We start from the raw sequence: 16,749 nt of genomic DNA, 5'->3' as shown, positions 1-16,749 counted from the left end.
TTGTGATAAGAGCGGCAGTGGTAAGGCTCAAATCGCTGAATGAGGCTGGAGTTTACCGCCCTTCATTACTTTTTAGTCTATTTTTTGAGCCTGTGTGAAATTCGCATTAACTTTACAGGAGTGTCAGAAAATCAGACAGGCAAAATGCAACGCATTATGAGTTGCAGGCTGCGATAACTTGCGCAGCAGATAGTGCATCAGGGGTAATCAAGCACTGCTTTTATGTCAGTGAGGTTGTCGGCAATCCATTGTTTGTTGATTGCGCCCCATTCCTGAATTTCATACCGTCCGCTTCGGTGGCGTTCTCCCTCTGCCTGTTTGAATTCACACACAATATCGAGGTCGGAGAGGCTTTTAATGGTGTCTTGCGCTGTGCGCCTCGGCATACCCGTATATTCAAGCAATGCGGGCACTGTCGCGATGCCCTGGTCGATCAGGTGGGCGACATATAAGCGACGATAAAAGCTGGATTTGGTTTTACTGATGGACATAACTGCCGTGTTAACTCCGTTTAAACATCTTAACTGACGATGCCAGAGTATCACCAATTTCAGGCAGGATGAACGGCGTTTTGATGCAGCCGGCAGTCGTTGCTATTGTCAGAGAGTTTTACAGCTGTCTGAAGTCGTCATCTTTGTAAAACCGTAACAGATTGAAATTAATGATTGGATAAAGTTGGCCCGAATAGTGCATACAAATAATGAAACCAGACACAGCAGAAACAAAGCGCGTATTACGTGAATGTTAATGCAGTGATGTGAAGAAGAGGGAGTATCTGTGATCACTGCTTCAGGGCTTAGGGGAAGCGCTGATACTGTGCAGGGATTCAGAATTATAATAACAACAGACTAAAATTATAATTTTCAACTGGCCACCTGCGGGTGGCTTTTCTTTTTTCTTTGTTTGGCACTGCAGGGATAGTAGCCAGGTGAACAGACCAGGTGCTGTGGTTCTTGCAAGCTTGCCATGCTGGTATACAATACATTGTTCTTTTCCTGTCTGCCCACGACGATGACAGTGCAGGCTTCGCTTCAAACAATAAGGAAAATCGTCTCTGTTATGAGCAAATTGACGGCACCGGAATTTAAGGCCGAACTTCTTCACCCCCGATACTGGCCGACCTTGTTGATGATTGGCACTATGAAACTCATCAGTTTACTCCCTTACCGTATTCAGTTTCTGATGGGTAAAGGTGTCGGCAGGCTGGCAATCAAATTGCTCAAAAAGCGTCGTTATACCATTGAGCGTAATCTGGAACTCTGCTTTCCAGATATGCCAAAGGATGAGCGTGATGCGTTGATTAAGAAAAATATCGACAATGCCGGACTGGCTTTGTTTGAAACCGGCATGGCCTGGTTCTGGCCTGAATGGCGGGTTAAACGCCACATCCGGTTTGAAGGTGTTGAGTATCTGGATGAGCTGGATAAGCAAGGTAAAGGTGTACTGCTGGTGGCCGTTCATTCCATGAATCTGGAAGTCGGAGCCCGCGCATTCGGCCTTAGAGCGCCGGGTGTGGGTGTCTACCGTCCGAACAATAACCCTTGTTTTGATTATTTCCAGTTTAAAGGCCGGGTGCGTTCTAACCGTTATATGCTGGATCGCAAAGATGTCAAAGGGATGTTCCGTGCCTTGCGTGAAGGGGAGCGGGTCTGGTATGCCCCTGATCATGATTATGGTCGTCGCCGTTCAACCTTTGCGCCCCTGTTTGCCGTTGATAAGGCGTGTACGACGGTAGGAACCAGTTTACTGGTTGATGCCACTGATTGTGCCATTGTACCTATTGCCCTGGTCCGCGACACCGATGACGGTATGTATACACTCAGAGTGTTTAAACCGTTGGAAGACTTCCCGCATAATGATCCGGATGCGGCAGCAGTCTATATCAACAAACACGCGGTAGAACCTATGATCATGCAGGCACCAGAGCAGTATATGTGGCTGCACCGGCGGTTTAAGACCCGTCCCGAAGGCGAGGCCAGTTTATACTGATTGGCGAAAGATAAAAAACAGCCCGCATTGCGGGCTGTTTTCGTAGGGCTTGTGGCTATCAGCTAGTCGGTCAGCTGGCCGGTCTGATAATCACGAATCGCTTGCTCGATCTCTTCCATGGTATTCATGACAAAAGGGCCGTAATGTGCCACTGGCTCATTTATCGGAGTGCCCGATAGCAATAGCAGCCCGGTATCTTCTGTGGCTGTTATTGCCAGACCTTCACCGGCGGTTAACATCACCAGTTCACCGGCTTTGGCATGTCGTCCCTCGATGCTGACTGCTCCCTGGTAAACATACAGCATGGCCTGGAAATCCGGGTTCAGGCAACTGTTCAATTGCTCACCGGCTGCTGCTCGCCAGTCTGCAATAGTGGTGGGTACACCCGTATCTTGTAGCGGACCTGTCAGAGTGTCACCGTCAATGGTGAGATCGCCGGCAATAACACGAATCAGGTTCTGCTCATTTAGTTGTTTCTCTGTAATCACGTCAGACTGGAAGTCATGGTACTGAGCGGGCAACATTTTTTTGTTGGCGGGCAGGTTTATCCAAATTTGAAAACCATGTAATTGCCCGTCGGCCATGATGGGCATCTCACTGTGAATAACCCCTTTACCTGCCGACATCCATTGCGCACCACCGTCTTTCAGCTCGCCTTTGTTGCCCAAGTGGTCTTGGTGCTGGAAGTGACCGCGTAACATATAAGTCAGTGTTTCTATGCCTCGGTGCGGATGAGGTGGAAACCCGCCAATATAGTCAGCGGCCTGATCAGACTTGAGCTCATCAACCATCAGAAAAGGCGAGAATGCCGCATTGTCGAAACCATGCACGCGTTGAATTTTGACACCATCACCATCTGACGATGGGTGAGAGCGCAGGATATGTTGAATGTGTCTGATTGCCATGATTGCCTCCGAATATCAGCTTCCGGCGTAGTTTGAAAAAAGTGTACGCCGGGCAAAGGCAACAGAACAGTTCAGGCTGACGAACAGCTTATTAGAAAAAATTGAATGAGTTGGCGTTTGGGGTTAGTTGTGGAGGCGGCTTTGAATGCGCTGCCAGGCTTCACAGGCCTGTCGGAATTTCTCTGTATTACCTTCCGGGCGATCAGGGTGCCAGCGCAATGCCAGCCTTCGCCATTGTTTGCGTATTTGTGCCGGACTGGCATCAGCGGGAAGCTCAAGTACGGCCAGATCTTGTTGCCATGAGGCATTTGTCGTGACACTCAGGTTGCCAATGTGTTGCTGATATCTTTGCCAGAACGTTGACAGCAGATCGCGGATGGAGTGGGTATCAGAGTTATAATTCTGCCAGTCCAGATAGTATTCCCTGAGCGGGTCTTGCTCGTCGACCTGCTGATCACCCTGATTTTGCATCAGTTTGATGTTCATTGCCTGAGCCTGCAGCCACTGCCGGGGCAACAGCATTTGCTGCAGCTGGTATAGCGCATTCATCAACAGAAAATTTCGCTTGAACAGATCCTGCTCAGCAACCTCGTCTAAGGTGTTCAGTAAACCTTGCTGCTTCAACGATTCCGCCAGGGTATGCACCATCCATCCATCGGGTTGCTTTTCCAGCAGGCTGAGAATGGGCCAGATAAGCGGGTTTTCAGGTTGTTCGTCATATGGACGCTCTGGCAGGGTCATTCAGTGTTTCCGTTAGTTGTGAAAAAGGTGTCGCCTGATCACCGTCTGCGACGATAGGCAGTGGCACTCTAACAAACTCGGGTGTGAGACAAAAAGAAATCAGGGTACAGAAAGCGGATAGGGGAATCGGTGTCACAGCTTGCACATTTTCAGGCTATTGCATGAAAAAATCCGGGATAAGTGCATGACGCTGTTCATTATCCCGGAATCTTTATCTGATGTTGCTGGAATGAGTGGTGTTACTCAATCGTCACGCCGTAATACTTCTGGATACACTTGGCATAATCGCCTTTTTTCAGTGTGGTGTGTGCGGTTTGATACCCGGATTCAATCCGGCAGGCAAAGCTGCTGCCGCCCGGGTTATCCGGGTAATAGCTCCAGTCATTTTCCCAGTACAGGCCAAAGGTGCTGTCACCTGTTTTCTTGAACGCTTTCATACCCGCACAGCCCAGCTGTTCGTCTGCGGGAATGGCAACACCCAGAGCGGCAGCGTGACCACGGTAGTATTTAATACGGTTGACTGACTGAGGTTTCTCGGTGTCAAGCGTGCATTCAATACCGCCATTGATGATCATAGTGGTGACACCAAAGCCGGGCACGCGCTTCTCAGCAATATCTGTTGCTGTTGGCTGCCATGTACCGTCAATAACATGCAGCATGGACGGTTTCGGTGGCTGCGGATACACAAAGAAGAACACGGCAGACGCCAGGTTCAGCCAGCTGTCAGCAACACGATCCGGATCTTGTAGCAGTACGTTAACGTCGTTAAAGATAAAGTCAGAGAAGGGGCCGTAGTTGTAGTGGTAAGACAGTTGTTTGGCACCACGACCGAAATACTTCACATAACTGCCGTCGGGGTTAGTCCCGCACGGCCACTGTTCGGTCTGCCAGTTACTGGCGGCACATTCACTGTTGTAGCCACAGGAAGAGGCCTCTTCCGAACACCCGGCTTCGCGTACAAAGAACAGGCCCTGCCGCCATTCTTCGTAAGGAGAGTGGGGGTTATGGGCGCCGGTTTCCTGAGTGAAATGCGCGAACATGACGGCCAGCGATTTGGCACAGATGGCATCTGATTGCGCTGCACGCTCATCGGTATAGGTGGCACAAAAACCTTTGAATTTCGCGACTGCTTTCAGAAAATTAGAGTAGGTATAGGCGGCGTTGCGCTCCGGGAACAGCGCATCCCATTTTTGCTCACTGATTAAGGCTTCAACCCGTTTGACGTTATCCGGGTTGGTAGACAAGCCAGGAACAACGGCTTCTACAACTGCGTTGTCGCGTGTGCTGATTGAAGCCAGCACGGCAGCGAATTCCGGCGAGCTGGTCAGTTCGGCTTCACGGGCATCCAGATAGGTTTTGCTCATGATATAGCTGCCATCCGGGTTCTGACCAATGATACCGTTGGCCGGTGTCGGTTCCGGCGTTGGATCCGGATCAGGGCCGGGGCCGGGATCAGGGTTGTTGTCTGCACTGACCCACTCCCAAACGCCTGTGCCGGGTGTGGCGTCTGGTGCTTCTCCCTGTGTCCACCATTTTGCTTTATAAATCTGACTGTTGTAAGAAACGTGGTCGCCCCCTACATACACAGCACTGCTCTGGTAGGCCGGATACGTCGGTGTTGTTGATGACGTTACATTCTGCGCGTTGACCTGTTGCCAGGTATCGCCCAGAAACGTATCGGGTGCCTCGTTTTCTGTGCTGCGCAGTGCTTGATAAGTGGCTCCCTGATAGATGACTTGTTCACCCGCGCTATAAACGCCATCGGGGTTGTAATTCGCCGTGGCCATGACGCTGGCAGAGAGTAAAGCACTGCTGATCAGGACTGTCTTCAGCGTCCTTTGCAGTATGTGTCTGTTATTCATTGTTGGTTCCTTAAGTGCAGTAAAAGCCGGTCAGTTGACCGAAAAAATGTACTGCAAATTAAGGTATCGCTTATGACAGTTTTGTCGTGAGGTGAAATGACAAACTGTGATAGCAAGCAATAGGAATCAGTGAAGGAGTCAGAGACTTGCTGAGAAGTTGTGATAACGCACTACAACTTAATTGGAGTGGTGTAAAAAGTGTTGATGTTGACTCTGTGGCTGATCAGGAAGGCATGTATCGCCTTCCTGAAATCAATGGATAAAGCGGTGAATCAGTCGCGGAAGTTTTCAAACTGGAAAGGTTTATCCAGCTCTTCTGAGCTTCGTACCAGCGCCATTGCAGCTTGCAGGTCATCGCGCTTTTTACCGGTTACCCGGACTTTGTCGCCCTGAATAGAGGCTTGCACTTTGATCTTGGAATCTTTTAGCATTTTGACTATTTGCTTAGCCACAGGGGTATCAATCCCTTGCTTAAACATGGCTTCCTGTGAATAGGTTTTCCCAGTGTGAACCATGTCTTTGGTTTCCATCGCGCGGGCATCAACGCCGCGTTTGGCTAAGTTTCCGCGAAGGATATCGCGCATTTGCAGCAGCTGAAACTCAGCTTCAGCAGACATTTTCACGATTTCTTTATTCAGACTGAAAGTGGCTTCAACATTGCGGAAATCAAAGCGGGTGTCCAGCTCGCGGTTACTGTTATCTACCGCATTTTTCAGCTCAACGGTATCGACTTCAGAAATAATATCAAAAGAAGGCATGGTGTATTCCTGCTCATCATTGTTAATGGGCGTTTTTATATCATAAAACGCCAGATTATTGTAACTAGTGGCTTTTGGCCTGGCTTATTGTTTTTGGACTGCAGCAGCGAGCATGGCAAGCATTTCTTCAGTATCTTCCCAGCTTATGCAAGGGTCGGTGATGGATTGACCATAGGTCAGGCCTTTTTCCTGGCCGCTTTCCAGTGACTGATTACCTTCAACAATAAAGCTTTCTGCCATAATGCCGGCAATGTAGCGACTGCCATCTGTCAATTGTTTACAGATGTCGGCAGCCACATCAAGCTGGCGTTTATGTTGCTTCTGACAGTTTCCATGGCTGAAATCGACTACCAGCTTAGTCGGCAGCGCAAACTCTTCCAGCGCGTCACAGGCTGCCTGAATGTCTTCTGCGTGATAATTTGGCATTTTTCCGCCACGCAAAATAATGTGGCCATGGGGATTGCCCGCGGTTTTGTAAATCGTCATCTCGCCATTTTTTGCCGGGGAGCAAAAAACGTGCGGTGCACGGGTGGCACGAATCGCATCTATCGCAATTTTCACATTACCATCGGTGCCGTTTTTAAATCCTACCGGGCAGGAAAGCGCAGAGGCCATTTCACGGTGTATCTGAGATTCAGTGGTACGTGCGCCAATCGCTCCCCAGCTGATCAAGTCCGCAATGTACTGGCCTGTGATCATATCAAGGAACTCGGTCGCTGTTGGCATGCCCAGCTGATTAATGTCGAGCAGTAGTTTTCTGGCTTTGTACAAACCGGCAACTAAATCCAGACTACCATCAAGATGGGGATCGGAAACCAGGCCCTTCCAGCCAACGACAGTCCGTGGTTTTTCGAAATAGGTGCGCATTACAATGCACAGTTTTTCCTGGTATTTGTCTTTTAGTGTCAGCAGGCGACGCGCATAGTCCAGAGCGGCTTCTGTATCATGGACTGAACATGGGCCAACGATGACCAGAAGGCGGTTATCTTTGCCTGTCAGAATGTTTTCGATCTCACGGCGGGAATGAGCGATGTGCTTGGCGGTGGTATCTGTCATCGGATGGGCGGCTTCCACCTCGTCTGGAGAAGGCATACGTCCGAGACTGACGGTACGAAGTTCATCGGTTTTTTGGGGCATTTGGGCGCCTGCTTTTCAGGTGTAACATTGATGACGGATAAAGATAGCCTAAAAGGCCGCAGGAATAAACCAAACGATTAATATCCATCACCTTTATGGCCTGAATTTACTGGGATCTGAAGAAAACCTGAATAATGGTTGCACCGGACAAAAGTGAATTGTTATGTTTCCTGTAAGCATAATAATGGTGCTTACCTTTGAGAGTAACTCGGATGCTGAGCTACTTTGGTTGAATAACAGATAATAAACAGCAGTGTAAGGGAGATGGCTATGATGTCCGCAGAGGAGTGGGCGACCAATGTTGTCGCGGGTAAAGCAATCGCATTGACGCGCTCGCAATTGGTATCAAGGTCAACAGATGAAGTCAGTAATACAGCCTTGATAGGGTTGGATGCGTTAATAGCTGAAACCGGGATTCATCTCAGCGCTGTGTGTCAGCCGGATGCGCTCAATGACGATGAGAAAGCGGCGTTGTCAGCGATAACAGGCGGCAAAGATACTGAGAGCTATCTGGTTGACAGGCTGGTCAGTGATTTGTCTGAATTTGCTCAGAAACGTATTGCGGCAGGACAGACCAAACCGGTACTTAAGCTGAGACTCAGCGGAGCGGAGATTGCCAGCGACAGTACCCAGATTGGCGGTCATTTAATGCCGAGAGAAGAAAATCCTGTGATGGGACTGCGCGGTGTGGCTCGCTACCTGCACCCGCAGTGGGCCAGGATGTTTGCACTGCAGTGTAAAATTATAAAGCAGCTGCGCCATGTGACCGGTGATCTGCCGATAGCTATAGTGATTCCTTTTGTCCGGACATACAGCGATGCGGCATCCGTTCATGACTTGCTGGCAGAACAAGGTTTGTTTCGCGGGAAGTCAGGTTTGCAGGTGCACCTGATGTGTGATTTACCGGCCAATGCTGTGATGGCGGATAAATTTCTGCATTATTTTGATGGCGTGGTGATCGATCTGGATCATCTGGCACAACTGACGCTGGCGATAGACCCGGCAAATGACACGCTGGATTACGACGAACCTTATAATGACGCTGTGTTGTTTCTGGCGGAACGTGCGCTGAAAAAGAGCCGGGAAGTGAATAAGCCTTGTGAATTACTGTCACGCTCCGTCACCGTTCAGCCAAAACTTCAGCGCTGGCTATCGGAACACGCAGTGACGAGTCTTATCTGCAGCCCACAATAACTACGAAGAGCCTGAGTATTCAGGCTCTTATTATACTTGCCGCTCTTTTCTATCGTGTCGGCATCGTGCCGGAAAAGTGTGTTTGCTAAGACGAGCAACTGATTTCCAGCTCTTTTCCCCACTGCGGTGGTTTCGCCGCCAGCTGCTCATAGCCAGGGTGATCGTCATATGGGTTGGCCAGCACGGTCAGCAGATTCTCAACCATGGTATAGTCACCACTTTCCGCCTGCTCAATGGCTTGCTGGGCTAAATAATTCCTCAGTATGTATTTAGGATTATGCAGCCGCATTAACGCTAAGCGATCGGCATCGTTGTTCTGTTCGAGTGTCAGTCGCTTCGCGTAAGTGTTAAGCCAGGCTTGCAGGGGCGCAGGATCGTTAACCAGATCCGAAAACAGGTGGCTGCTGTCAGTCAGGTTTCCGGCTGGAATGTCAGTCAGCGTTCTGAAGAACAGGGTGTAATCTATTGCCTGATTGGCGAGCAGCTCAAACATCTCACTGAACAGGGCGCTGTCTTCTTCATGGCGTTCCATAATGCCCAATTTATTGCGCATCCGGATGCTGTATTCCTGTTGAAGCCGTGACTGGTAGCTGTGCAGTGCGGCATCAATCTCTTCTTTGTCGAGAAGCGGGGTTAATGCATAGCCAAGCGCGGATAAATTCCACAGTGCAATGGACGGTTGCTGGTTAAACGCGTAGCGGCCTGAATAGTCTGAATGGTTACAGATATAACCCGGTTGATAATCGTCCAGGAACCCGTAAGGACCGTAGTCGAATGTCAGTCCGAGCACTGACATGTTGTCGGTATTCATCACACCGTGAGCAAAACCAACGGCTTGCCAGTCAGCGATTAAGGTGGCTGTCAGATCGACGATGCGCTGGAACATGGCCGCATACGGTGTGGCATGGGTGAGTAGATCAGCGAAATGATGCTTGATCAGATAATCTGCCAGCAGCTTCAGCTCCGTGTGCTGCTGGGTATAAAACAGGTATTCAAAGTGGCCGAAACGCAGGTGGCTTTCTGCGACACGGATCAGTGTGGCGCCCGGTTCTGCTTTTTCCCGGTAAACAGGGGTGTCGCTGGCTAACACGGCCAGTGCATGCGTGGTTCGGATACCCAGGCCTTTCATGGCCGCACTGGCCAGATATTCACGGATGCTGGAACGTAACACTGCGCGTCCGTCTCCCATGCGGGAATAAGGGGTTTGCCCGGAGCCTTTCAGATGAATGTCCCACTTTTTGCCTTGTGATGTGATCACTTCTCCCATCAACAGGCCGCGTCCATCGCCTAAATCCGGATTGTACTGACCGAACTGATGACCTGTGTATTTCATGGCCAGCGGGTCAAGTCCGTGCAGTGCCTCATTGCCGGTAAACAGTTCTGCAAAGAAAGGGGTCTGCGCTTCGGCAGGATCCAGTTCCAGCATTTCACAGACGGCAGGATTGACACTGACCAGGTAAGGATTTTCCAGCGGCTGGGGGATCACCCGGGTGCCGAACACACTGGGTAATTCACTGTAAGTATTATTGAAAATCAATTCGGTCAGTTTGCGCATAATGGCCGCCAGGAAGATGAAAGTGAGGGGTAGCGTATCAAGTTACGGCCTGTAAACAAGGCATAAAATGTAGGGTTAATGGCATCGGAAAGTGGGCCTCCTCATAACATAAGCATAGAAGAGGCCCACAATCGTGTCAGTTAGTGAAGGAAATCAGTCAATCGCTTCAATATCGACGATCTTTGAACGGTTCATGATGATCTTCCAGCGCTGTATTTTAGGTTCCTGATCTTCGTCACTCTCACGGGTGATCAGGTTAATCAGGTGCCGTTTTTCAACCGATTCTCTCGCCACCTGGCCGTCACGCATGACGTAAATCTTCTGGGAACCTTTTTCCATCAGCGTGGACAGGAAGCGCAGATCAAAAAGAATCGATTCTTTGGTTTGCTCATACCCGGTCAGAAACTTGGTCGTCGACATTCTGGTGGTACTTTTGTAATGCAGAATGGCTTCTTCTTTAGCCGACACCTTGTGCTTGCGCGCTTTTTTGATGTTGTCATCCAGCGTGTCGTAGCGCATGTATTCCAGCCATTCCAGCTGGCGGCCAATCAGTTTATTGCTGTCGCTGTCAAAAAACTGTTTACGCCACTTGGGTTTGCCTTTTCGTACCCAGCGCCAGAGAGCGTGCTTAAGGTCGTCTTTAAACACCTCGCGGGCGGCATAAATTACCGACAGCACCAGGATAAACGACGCGGTAATGTCACCAAGTACACCGCGGGCCTCAATCAGCATGATGGTGACAAAGATCATCACAAAACCGGCCGCAAACCCTGTCACGACTTTTTTGGTGGTATTACCCAAAACAGTCGTGCTCTCTTTCATGGTGACCGGATATTCTATCAGGCGTCGCAGCAACCGCATTTTGTTCGACATGCGCGTTGGATCAGCCGTTGCGCGCTCAGAGTTATAATTATTAGATAAACGGTGAGCGGATTCTGTCTGACAGAAATCCAGATACAGTGCTTTGATTTCGCTGTAGTTTTCCGCTCTTGGCAGGTGGGCGACCAACGAAAGGAAACGCTGTTCTGTAAACCAGGACAAATAGTTATCTATGTTTTGGTAATACTTGAGCAGTTCTTCATCACTCGGCACATTCCGGCGCAAACGCTTGAGAATCCCTGCCGAAACACTGGCGACTTCTTCCAGTTCCTCTGTGGTTCGCTCTGTTTTTTCATCAAGTAGTTGATGGACGGTTTCTTCCAGTGCCACCGCAAACTGGTAAGCAAACAAACTCAGGCTCAAGCGATACTGACCGGATGGCAAATTACCACGACTGGCGAGGCGACTGTGTACCAGTGGAAGATGATGAACATCACTGAAGTAAGTTCGCTTACCGTGAATGACATTATGGTAGAACTCGTCTTCAGACATGATATTGGCGTTCAGGCCAAGTTCACCGGGAATGAAAAGAAATACATCAAGCTGACGATTTTTTGCCTCATGGATGACATGTGACATTTTCAGGTTATGGCCATCTTTCTTTTCAACGGTGATCACTTTAAGTCGGTTCCTCTCTGAAGGTTCTGTGGTGTGGGTTTGCCGGATTCAGTTGCTGTTAGAATTTTAGTGTAAACTCATGTGAAATAGCACTACCAGACAACGAGTTATGGCTCGACAGCAGAAATTTTGGTCAGATACGCCTATTTTGGTCAGGCAGCCTGAATCAACATCACGTATAATGCGCGTTTCAAAATAGCGAGCTTTCTCCCGTTCAGCGTTAGTTTTGTGTCAGAAACGCTGCTGACCGGAGATTGAGGCGGATAACCGCTGGAATAGTTTACCCTGAGAGTGACATATTTATGATTAAAGTTGGTCAGTACAACACGTTGGAAGTCGTAAAAATTGTAGATTTTGGCGTGTTTCTGGATGGTGGCGAGGATTTTGGCAATATTTTGCTGCCGAAATCGTCTGTGCCTGAAGGTACATCTCTGGGGGATAATCTGGAGGTGTTCGTCTATTTTGATTCTGAAGATGACATTATTGCGACGACGAAAACACCGCTGGCGCAAGTCGGTGACTTTGCGCTGCTGAAGATAGTCGGCATTTCTGGTGTCGGCGCCTTTGTTGACTGGGGGCTGGATAAAGATCTGCTGGTACCGTTCAGTGAGCAGCGACGCCGCCTGGAAGTCGGTCAGAATATTCTGGTGCGAATCTATACCGATAAAGCGTCCGGCCGTATAGTCGGCTCGACTAAACTGAATCGTTTTCTGGATAAAACACCGGCACCGTATCAAGTGGGCGATGAAGTGAAAGTCTTAATCGCGGAAACGACTGAGCTGGGTTACAAAGCGGTGATCGAAGATTTGCACTGGGGACTTTTCTTTAAGACAGAAGCGTTTGGTAAGTTGTTTGTCGGTAAGAAACTGAAAGCCTATATCAAAGAAATTCGCCCCGATGGCAAGATCAACCTGTCGTTACAAAAAGCAGGCAAAGCGAAAGTGGACGATCTGGCGGATAAAATCCTGACAACGCTGGAGCGGCAGGGGGGCTTTCTGCCTTTGAGCGATAAGTCAGCACCCGATGATATCTTCAAAGCGTTCAGAACCAGTAAAGCAACGTTCAAAAAAACCATTGGCAGCTTATACAAGAAAGGCCTGATCATCATCGAAAGGGATGGTATCCGTCTCAACGATAACTGAAAGTGCTGCAATTCTGACATAAGCCGGTGAAACTCACCGGCTTTTTTGTGACCGCTGTTATTCTCTCTTGCTCAATATGAGCGTATGTTTATATACCTGAATGGTTACAGCATTGAGCCATTTATAGTCATTGATTGTGAGTAAAAAACTGTTAGGTCCCATCCAAGGCTTATCCAACCTGACAACACACTACAATTGACAAGGAATAAACATGCAAGGAATGAAAGTGAAAGCATTGGCTGCAGGTATTTCGCTGCTGATGTCTGGCGCGGCTTACGCAGCCGATGTGCCTGCGGGTGTGACGCTGGCAGAGAAACAGGAAATTGTCTGGAGTCTGGGCGGTGAGGTGCCAACCTTAGATCCCACCATGACCACAGATGACTCAAGCAGCAAAGTGATCAGCGATTTGTTCGACGGTTTAGTGTCTGAAGATAAGGAAGGCAATATTATTCCTGCCCTGGCCTCGCACTGGGACATCTCTGCCGATGGCAAAACCGTGACTTTCCATCTTCGTGACGGGCTTCAGTGGTCTAACGGTGAACCATTAACGGCGCACGATGTGGAATACAGCTTTAAGCGCAATGCCGATCCGGCATCCGCAGCGCCTTATTCATGGTATCTGGGTACAGCGAATATTGTGAATGCTATAGACATCACTGATGGCAAAAAAGACAAAGAGACTTTGGGTGTCAAGGCACTGGACGACAACACCGTTCAGTTTAGTCTGACTCAGCCAACCCCTTATTTTGTCAAAATGCTCTCACATCCATCAACGTTTCCTGTCTACCGTAAAGCGGTTGAAAAGTATGGTGATAACTGGACCAATCCGGATCATATCGTCAGCTCAGGTGCGTACACTCTGACCAACTGGGTAGTGAACGAGCGCATTGATCTGGTACGTAACCCAGCATACTGGAACGATGCTAAAACGGTGATTAACAAAGCCGCCTATCTGGCGATTGAAAATCAGACGGCAGAGTATAACCGTTACCGTACCGGTGAAATTGACATCACGGCGACATTTCCGCTCGAACAGTATAAGCACATCAAGCAAGAGCGTCCTGATGAGCTGCTGACCATGCCATCGCTGGCGACCTATTACTATCTGTTCAACTTAGATAAGAAGCCATTTGATGATGTCCGCGTCCGTAAAGCACTGGCTTATGCGATCGATCGTGATGTGGTGACTCAGTTTATTCTGGGGCAGGGGCAGATCCCAGCCTACGGTGTGACACCGCCTGCCGTGGCGGGTTTTGATGCGCCGGAATTGCCCTGGGCTTCGCTGTCTCAGAAGGAACGTAACCAAAAAGCGCAGGAATTGTTGAAAGAAGCAGGCTATTCGAAAGATAACCCGCTGAAATTTGAGCTGGTATATAACACCAATGAATCGCACAAAAAACTGGCGCTGGCGATGCTGTCGATGTGGAAGCAAAGCCTGCCGGTAGAAGTGGATCTGGCGAACCAGGAATGGAAAACCTTCCTGCAGAAACTGGCTCAGAAAGACTTTAGTCTGGCGCGTTATGCCTGGGTAGGTGACTATAACGAAGCATCAACCTTTTTGTCGTACTTTGAAAGCAAGGGCATGAACTATTCGCGCTGGGCCAATCAAGCCTACGACAAAGCAATGGCAGACGCTTTAGCGGCGAAATCAGATAAAGAGCGTAATCACTTCTATCAGGAAGCGGAACGTATTTTTGCTGAAGATATGCCGGCAATCCCTGTGTATTTTTATACCAAGACAGTTATCAAGTCGCCAAAAGTCGGCGGGTATTCAACGACCAATGCATCGGCAAACCGCTACACCCGTGATTTGTACATCATGAAGTGATGCGACGAAACGTTCTGTAAGATTGACTAAAGAGCCTTAAGCAAAGAGCCTGATCTCAGTCAGGCTCTTTTTACTCGTGTTATTCGTTACTCCCGCAAACCGGACAGTTCGCCTGCTTCATTAGCTTCATTTCCTGCCAGTGCATAGTCATGGCGTCCAGCAGCAGAATTTTACCTGTGAGCGGTTTGCCCATAGCCGCTATCACTTTGATGGCTTCCATCGCCTGCACCGCACCGATGATACCGACCAGAGGTGACATCACACCGGCTTCAACACAGGTCAGGTTTTGTTCGCCGAACAGGCTGCTGAGGCAGGCATAGCAAGGCTGATCGTTCTGATAGGTGAAGACACTGACCTGGCCTTCCATGCGTATTGCCGCGCCGGAAACCAGAGGGGTTTGAGTCTGGTAGCATAAACGGTTCAACTGGTTTCGGGTCGGCAGGTTATCGCTGCAGTCGACAACCAGCGTGTGCTGTTTTATCAGGGTGAGCAGGGCCGCATCATCCAGCCGCTCGCCAATGGTGCGAATAGAGCAGTGCGGATTCATCCGCTCAAGTGCCTGTTTGGCGGAGTCGACTTTCAGCATACCCACAGTCGCGTCGTGGTGGAGCACCTGACGTTGCAGATTGGAGAGCTCAACCTTATCGTCATCAATCAGGGTCAGCACGCCGGCGCCGGCCGCAGCCAGATACTGGCTCGCGGCACAACCTAACCCTCCGGCACCAAGGATCAGTATGTGCGCCGCTTTTAAGGCTTCCTGGCCCTCAAAGTCGAACTGACGCAAAATGATCTGCCGATTGTAACGCAGCATTTCTTGATCAGATAACTCTTCCATTACTGGCTCCTGCTCGGTCATCATTTAATACATACTGGCGTTAAACGGTTCAATCGTGACAGTTTCACCCGGCTGCACTTTGCCGCGCTCTTGTTCCAGAATGACCAGGCAGTTGGCCTGATGCATGGAGCTGAATGCGCCTGACCCCTGATTGCCTGTTGTGGCCACTTCAATTTGCCCTTTGTCGTTCACCTGATAAATGCCGCGCTGGAAGTCGGTACGGCCAGGGCGTTTTTTAAACACGGTACTGGCAATGGCCGGTAAGCGCTGGGGAGCCTGATACTGACTCTGGCCCGCCAACTGGGCAAGGACAGGCTGAACCATCTGATACAGGGTGAGCATGGCTGACACCGGGTTCCCCGGCAAACCGCAAAACCAGCAGTCGTTGACCTTGCCGAAAGCAAAAGGCTTGCCTGGTTTCATGGCTATCTTCCAAAAACCAACTTCACCTTGCTGGGTGAGGATATCTTTTGTGTAATCCGCTTCACCAACGCTGACGCCACCTGAGGTGATTAACACATCCGCTGTGCTGGTGGCTTTTGCAAAAGCCGCCGCTAACTGGGCGGGATCGTCAGGAATAATCCCCAGATCCAGCACCTCGCAGCCGAATTTATCCAGCAGCGCCCGAATTCCGTAACGGTTGCTGTCGTAAATCTGGCCGGCGGCCAGCGGTTCGCCGAGCGGGCGCAGCTCGTCACCGGTGGAAAAGAAAGCGATTTTAGGACGTTCAAACACAGGTAAGCTGGCAATGCCCAGTGAAGCGATCAGCGGGAGTTCTCGCGCTGAAAGCCTGTGGCCTTTGGCAACAACAACTTCGCCGAGTTGAATGTCATCGCCAATCGGGCGGACATTGTCTCCTGCCTGAGGTGTAGCCAGAAAGCGGATTTGGTCACCAAGCGCCTCTGTCTCTTCCTGCATGATCACGGTATCTGTCCCAGCAGGTAGCTCTGCGCCTGTCATAATACGGATGCACTGGCCTGATTGGCATGCACCGTCGAAAGGGCTACCTGCAAACGACTGACCGGCCAGAGTCAGGGTGTCTGTTCTGTCTAAATCAGCACGCTGAAGGGCGTAGCCATCCATGGCGGAATTGGCAAAGGGCGGGACGTTAATCGGGGAGGTCACATCCTCTGCCAGTACCAGCCCCAGTGTTTCTGCCAAAGGTAATCTATTGGTTTTGCTGATGGGTTTGACCACTGACAGCATATTCTCAATGGCTGTTTCTACCGGCATTAAGCCCGGCGCATCACACGAGTCCATTTGCTAATCCTTCATTCGTTATGCTTAATTGCTGACTATTATGACA

14 protein-coding genes are annotated in these 16,749 nt (G+C 49.8%); 4 read left to right on the top strand and 10 right to left on the bottom strand.

Annotated features, from left to right (window positions below):
• Positions 1-197: 197 nt before the first annotated feature.
• Positions 198-491, bottom strand: a complete 294-nt coding sequence (locus IFO68_RS15145; protein ID WP_027252143.1) for a winged helix-turn-helix domain-containing protein — start codon at positions 489-491, stop codon at positions 198-200.
• Between the two features lie 568 nt (positions 492-1,059).
• On the opposite strand from IFO68_RS15145, the gene lpxL reads away from it, so the two are divergent.
• Positions 1,060-1,989 (top strand): LpxL/LpxP family Kdo(2)-lipid IV(A) lauroyl/palmitoleoyl acyltransferase, encoded by a 930-nt coding sequence (lpxL, locus tag IFO68_RS15140; RefSeq protein WP_192016691.1) that lies wholly within the window; start codon positions 1,060-1,062, stop codon positions 1,987-1,989.
• A 62-nt stretch (positions 1,990-2,051) separates the two neighbouring features.
• On the opposite strand, the gene IFO68_RS15135 is transcribed toward lpxL, so the two are convergent.
• The 5 genes from IFO68_RS15135 to IFO68_RS15115 all read right to left on the bottom strand — a co-directional run bounded on the left by IFO68_RS15135 (position 2,052) and on the right by IFO68_RS15115 (position 7,392).
• Positions 2,052-2,894 (bottom strand): pirin family protein, encoded by an 843-nt coding sequence (locus tag IFO68_RS15135; RefSeq protein ID WP_192016690.1) that lies wholly within the window; start codon positions 2,892-2,894, stop codon positions 2,052-2,054.
• A gap of 123 nt (positions 2,895-3,017) precedes the next feature.
• The gene (locus IFO68_RS15130; RefSeq protein ID WP_192016689.1) at positions 3,018-3,635 is read right to left on the bottom strand and encodes a DNA-J related domain-containing protein; all 618 of its coding nucleotides are present in this window, start codon (positions 3,633-3,635) and stop codon (positions 3,018-3,020) included.
• A gap of 239 nt (positions 3,636-3,874) precedes the next feature.
• Complete coding sequence (locus IFO68_RS15125; RefSeq protein WP_225445261.1) at positions 3,875-5,497, bottom strand: glycoside hydrolase family 19 protein; 1,623 nt, start codon at positions 5,495-5,497, stop codon at positions 3,875-3,877.
• A gap of 272 nt (positions 5,498-5,769) precedes the next feature.
• Positions 5,770-6,255: a YajQ family cyclic di-GMP-binding protein gene (locus IFO68_RS15120; protein ID WP_027252148.1), complete on the bottom strand. Its 486-nt coding sequence runs from the start codon at positions 6,253-6,255 to the stop codon at positions 5,770-5,772.
• An 84-nt stretch (positions 6,256-6,339) separates the two neighbouring features.
• Complete coding sequence (locus tag IFO68_RS15115) at positions 6,340-7,392, bottom strand: 3-deoxy-7-phosphoheptulonate synthase (RefSeq protein WP_192016688.1); 1,053 nt, start codon at positions 7,390-7,392, stop codon at positions 6,340-6,342.
• 270 nt (positions 7,393-7,662) lie between these two features.
• On the opposite strand from IFO68_RS15115, the gene IFO68_RS15110 reads away from it, so the two are divergent.
• Positions 7,663-8,586 (top strand): putative PEP-binding protein, encoded by a 924-nt coding sequence (locus IFO68_RS15110; RefSeq protein ID WP_192016687.1) that lies wholly within the window; start codon positions 7,663-7,665, stop codon positions 8,584-8,586.
• An 85-nt stretch (positions 8,587-8,671) separates the two neighbouring features.
• Here the strand turns inward: IFO68_RS15110 and IFO68_RS15105 are convergent, their stop codons facing one another.
• Together IFO68_RS15105 and IFO68_RS15100 are read right to left on the bottom strand one after the other, a co-directional pair.
• Positions 8,672-10,141, bottom strand: coding sequence for a protein adenylyltransferase SelO (locus IFO68_RS15105; protein ID WP_192016686.1), 1,470 nt, complete (start codon positions 10,139-10,141; stop codon positions 8,672-8,674).
• Between the two features lie 153 nt (positions 10,142-10,294).
• Positions 10,295-11,638 carry a hypothetical protein gene (locus IFO68_RS15100; protein ID WP_192016685.1) on the bottom strand — a complete coding sequence of 448 codons (1,344 nt, stop codon included), beginning with the start codon at positions 11,636-11,638 and terminating at the stop codon, positions 10,295-10,297.
• Positions 11,639-11,940: 302 nt separating this feature from the next.
• Between IFO68_RS15100 and IFO68_RS15095 the strand changes: the two genes are divergently transcribed.
• Both IFO68_RS15095 and IFO68_RS15090 read left to right on the top strand, forming a co-directional pair.
• On the top strand, positions 11,941-12,780 hold the full coding sequence (locus tag IFO68_RS15095) for a CvfB family protein (protein WP_192016684.1): 840 nt from the start codon (positions 11,941-11,943) through the stop codon (positions 12,778-12,780).
• 211 nt (positions 12,781-12,991) lie between these two features.
• Positions 12,992-14,608 (top strand): peptide ABC transporter substrate-binding protein, encoded by a 1,617-nt coding sequence (locus IFO68_RS15090; RefSeq protein ID WP_192016683.1) that lies wholly within the window; start codon positions 12,992-12,994, stop codon positions 14,606-14,608.
• Positions 14,609-14,687: 79 nt separating this feature from the next.
• Here the strand turns inward: IFO68_RS15090 and moeB are convergent, their stop codons facing one another.
• Both moeB and moeA read right to left on the bottom strand, forming a co-directional pair.
• Positions 14,688-15,443, bottom strand: a complete 756-nt coding sequence (gene moeB / locus IFO68_RS15085) for a molybdopterin-synthase adenylyltransferase MoeB (RefSeq protein WP_192016682.1) — start codon at positions 15,441-15,443, stop codon at positions 14,688-14,690.
• A 24-nt stretch (positions 15,444-15,467) separates the two neighbouring features.
• A complete protein-coding gene (moeA, locus tag IFO68_RS15080; protein WP_192016681.1) occupies positions 15,468-16,703 on the bottom strand; it encodes a molybdopterin molybdotransferase MoeA in 1,236 nt (411 codons plus the stop codon).
• Positions 16,704-16,749 lie beyond the last annotated feature (46 nt).

Source organism: Photobacterium arenosum (assembly GCF_014841115.1).
Taxonomy (GTDB): Bacteria; Pseudomonadota; Gammaproteobacteria; order Enterobacterales; family Vibrionaceae; genus Photobacterium; species Photobacterium arenosum.
The sequence above is the reverse complement of the archived record's forward strand: the minus strand, read 5'-3'. Positions and strand labels throughout refer to the sequence as shown.

Coding starts and splice junctions, on each gene's coding strand:
- IFO68_RS15090 (WP_192016683.1), top strand. CDS start 12,992: ATGCAAGGAATGAAAGTGAAAGCATTGGCTGCAGGTATTTCGCTGCTG.
- IFO68_RS15130 (WP_192016689.1), bottom strand. CDS start 3,635: ATGACCCTGCCAGAGCGTCCATATGACGAACAACCTGAAAACCCGCTT.
- IFO68_RS15095 (WP_192016684.1), top strand. CDS start 11,941: ATGATTAAAGTTGGTCAGTACAACACGTTGGAAGTCGTAAAAATTGTA.
- IFO68_RS15110 (WP_192016687.1), top strand. CDS start 7,663: ATGATGTCCGCAGAGGAGTGGGCGACCAATGTTGTCGCGGGTAAAGCA.
- lpxL (WP_192016691.1), top strand. CDS start 1,060: ATGAGCAAATTGACGGCACCGGAATTTAAGGCCGAACTTCTTCACCCC.
- IFO68_RS15145 (WP_027252143.1), bottom strand. CDS start 491: ATGTCCATCAGTAAAACCAAATCCAGCTTTTATCGTCGCTTATATGTC.
- IFO68_RS15105 (WP_192016686.1), bottom strand. CDS start 10,141: ATGCGCAAACTGACCGAATTGATTTTCAATAATACTTACAGTGAATTA.
- IFO68_RS15120 (WP_027252148.1), bottom strand. CDS start 6,255: ATGCCTTCTTTTGATATTATTTCTGAAGTCGATACCGTTGAGCTGAAA.
- IFO68_RS15125 (WP_225445261.1), bottom strand. CDS start 5,497: ATGAATAACAGACACATACTGCAAAGGACGCTGAAGACAGTCCTGATC.
- moeB (WP_192016682.1), bottom strand. CDS start 15,443: ATGGAAGAGTTATCTGATCAAGAAATGCTGCGTTACAATCGGCAGATC.
- IFO68_RS15135 (WP_192016690.1), bottom strand. CDS start 2,894: ATGGCAATCAGACACATTCAACATATCCTGCGCTCTCACCCATCGTCA.
- moeA (WP_192016681.1), bottom strand. CDS start 16,703: ATGGACTCGTGTGATGCGCCGGGCTTAATGCCGGTAGAAACAGCCATT.
- IFO68_RS15115 (WP_192016688.1), bottom strand. CDS start 7,392: ATGCCCCAAAAAACCGATGAACTTCGTACCGTCAGTCTCGGACGTATG.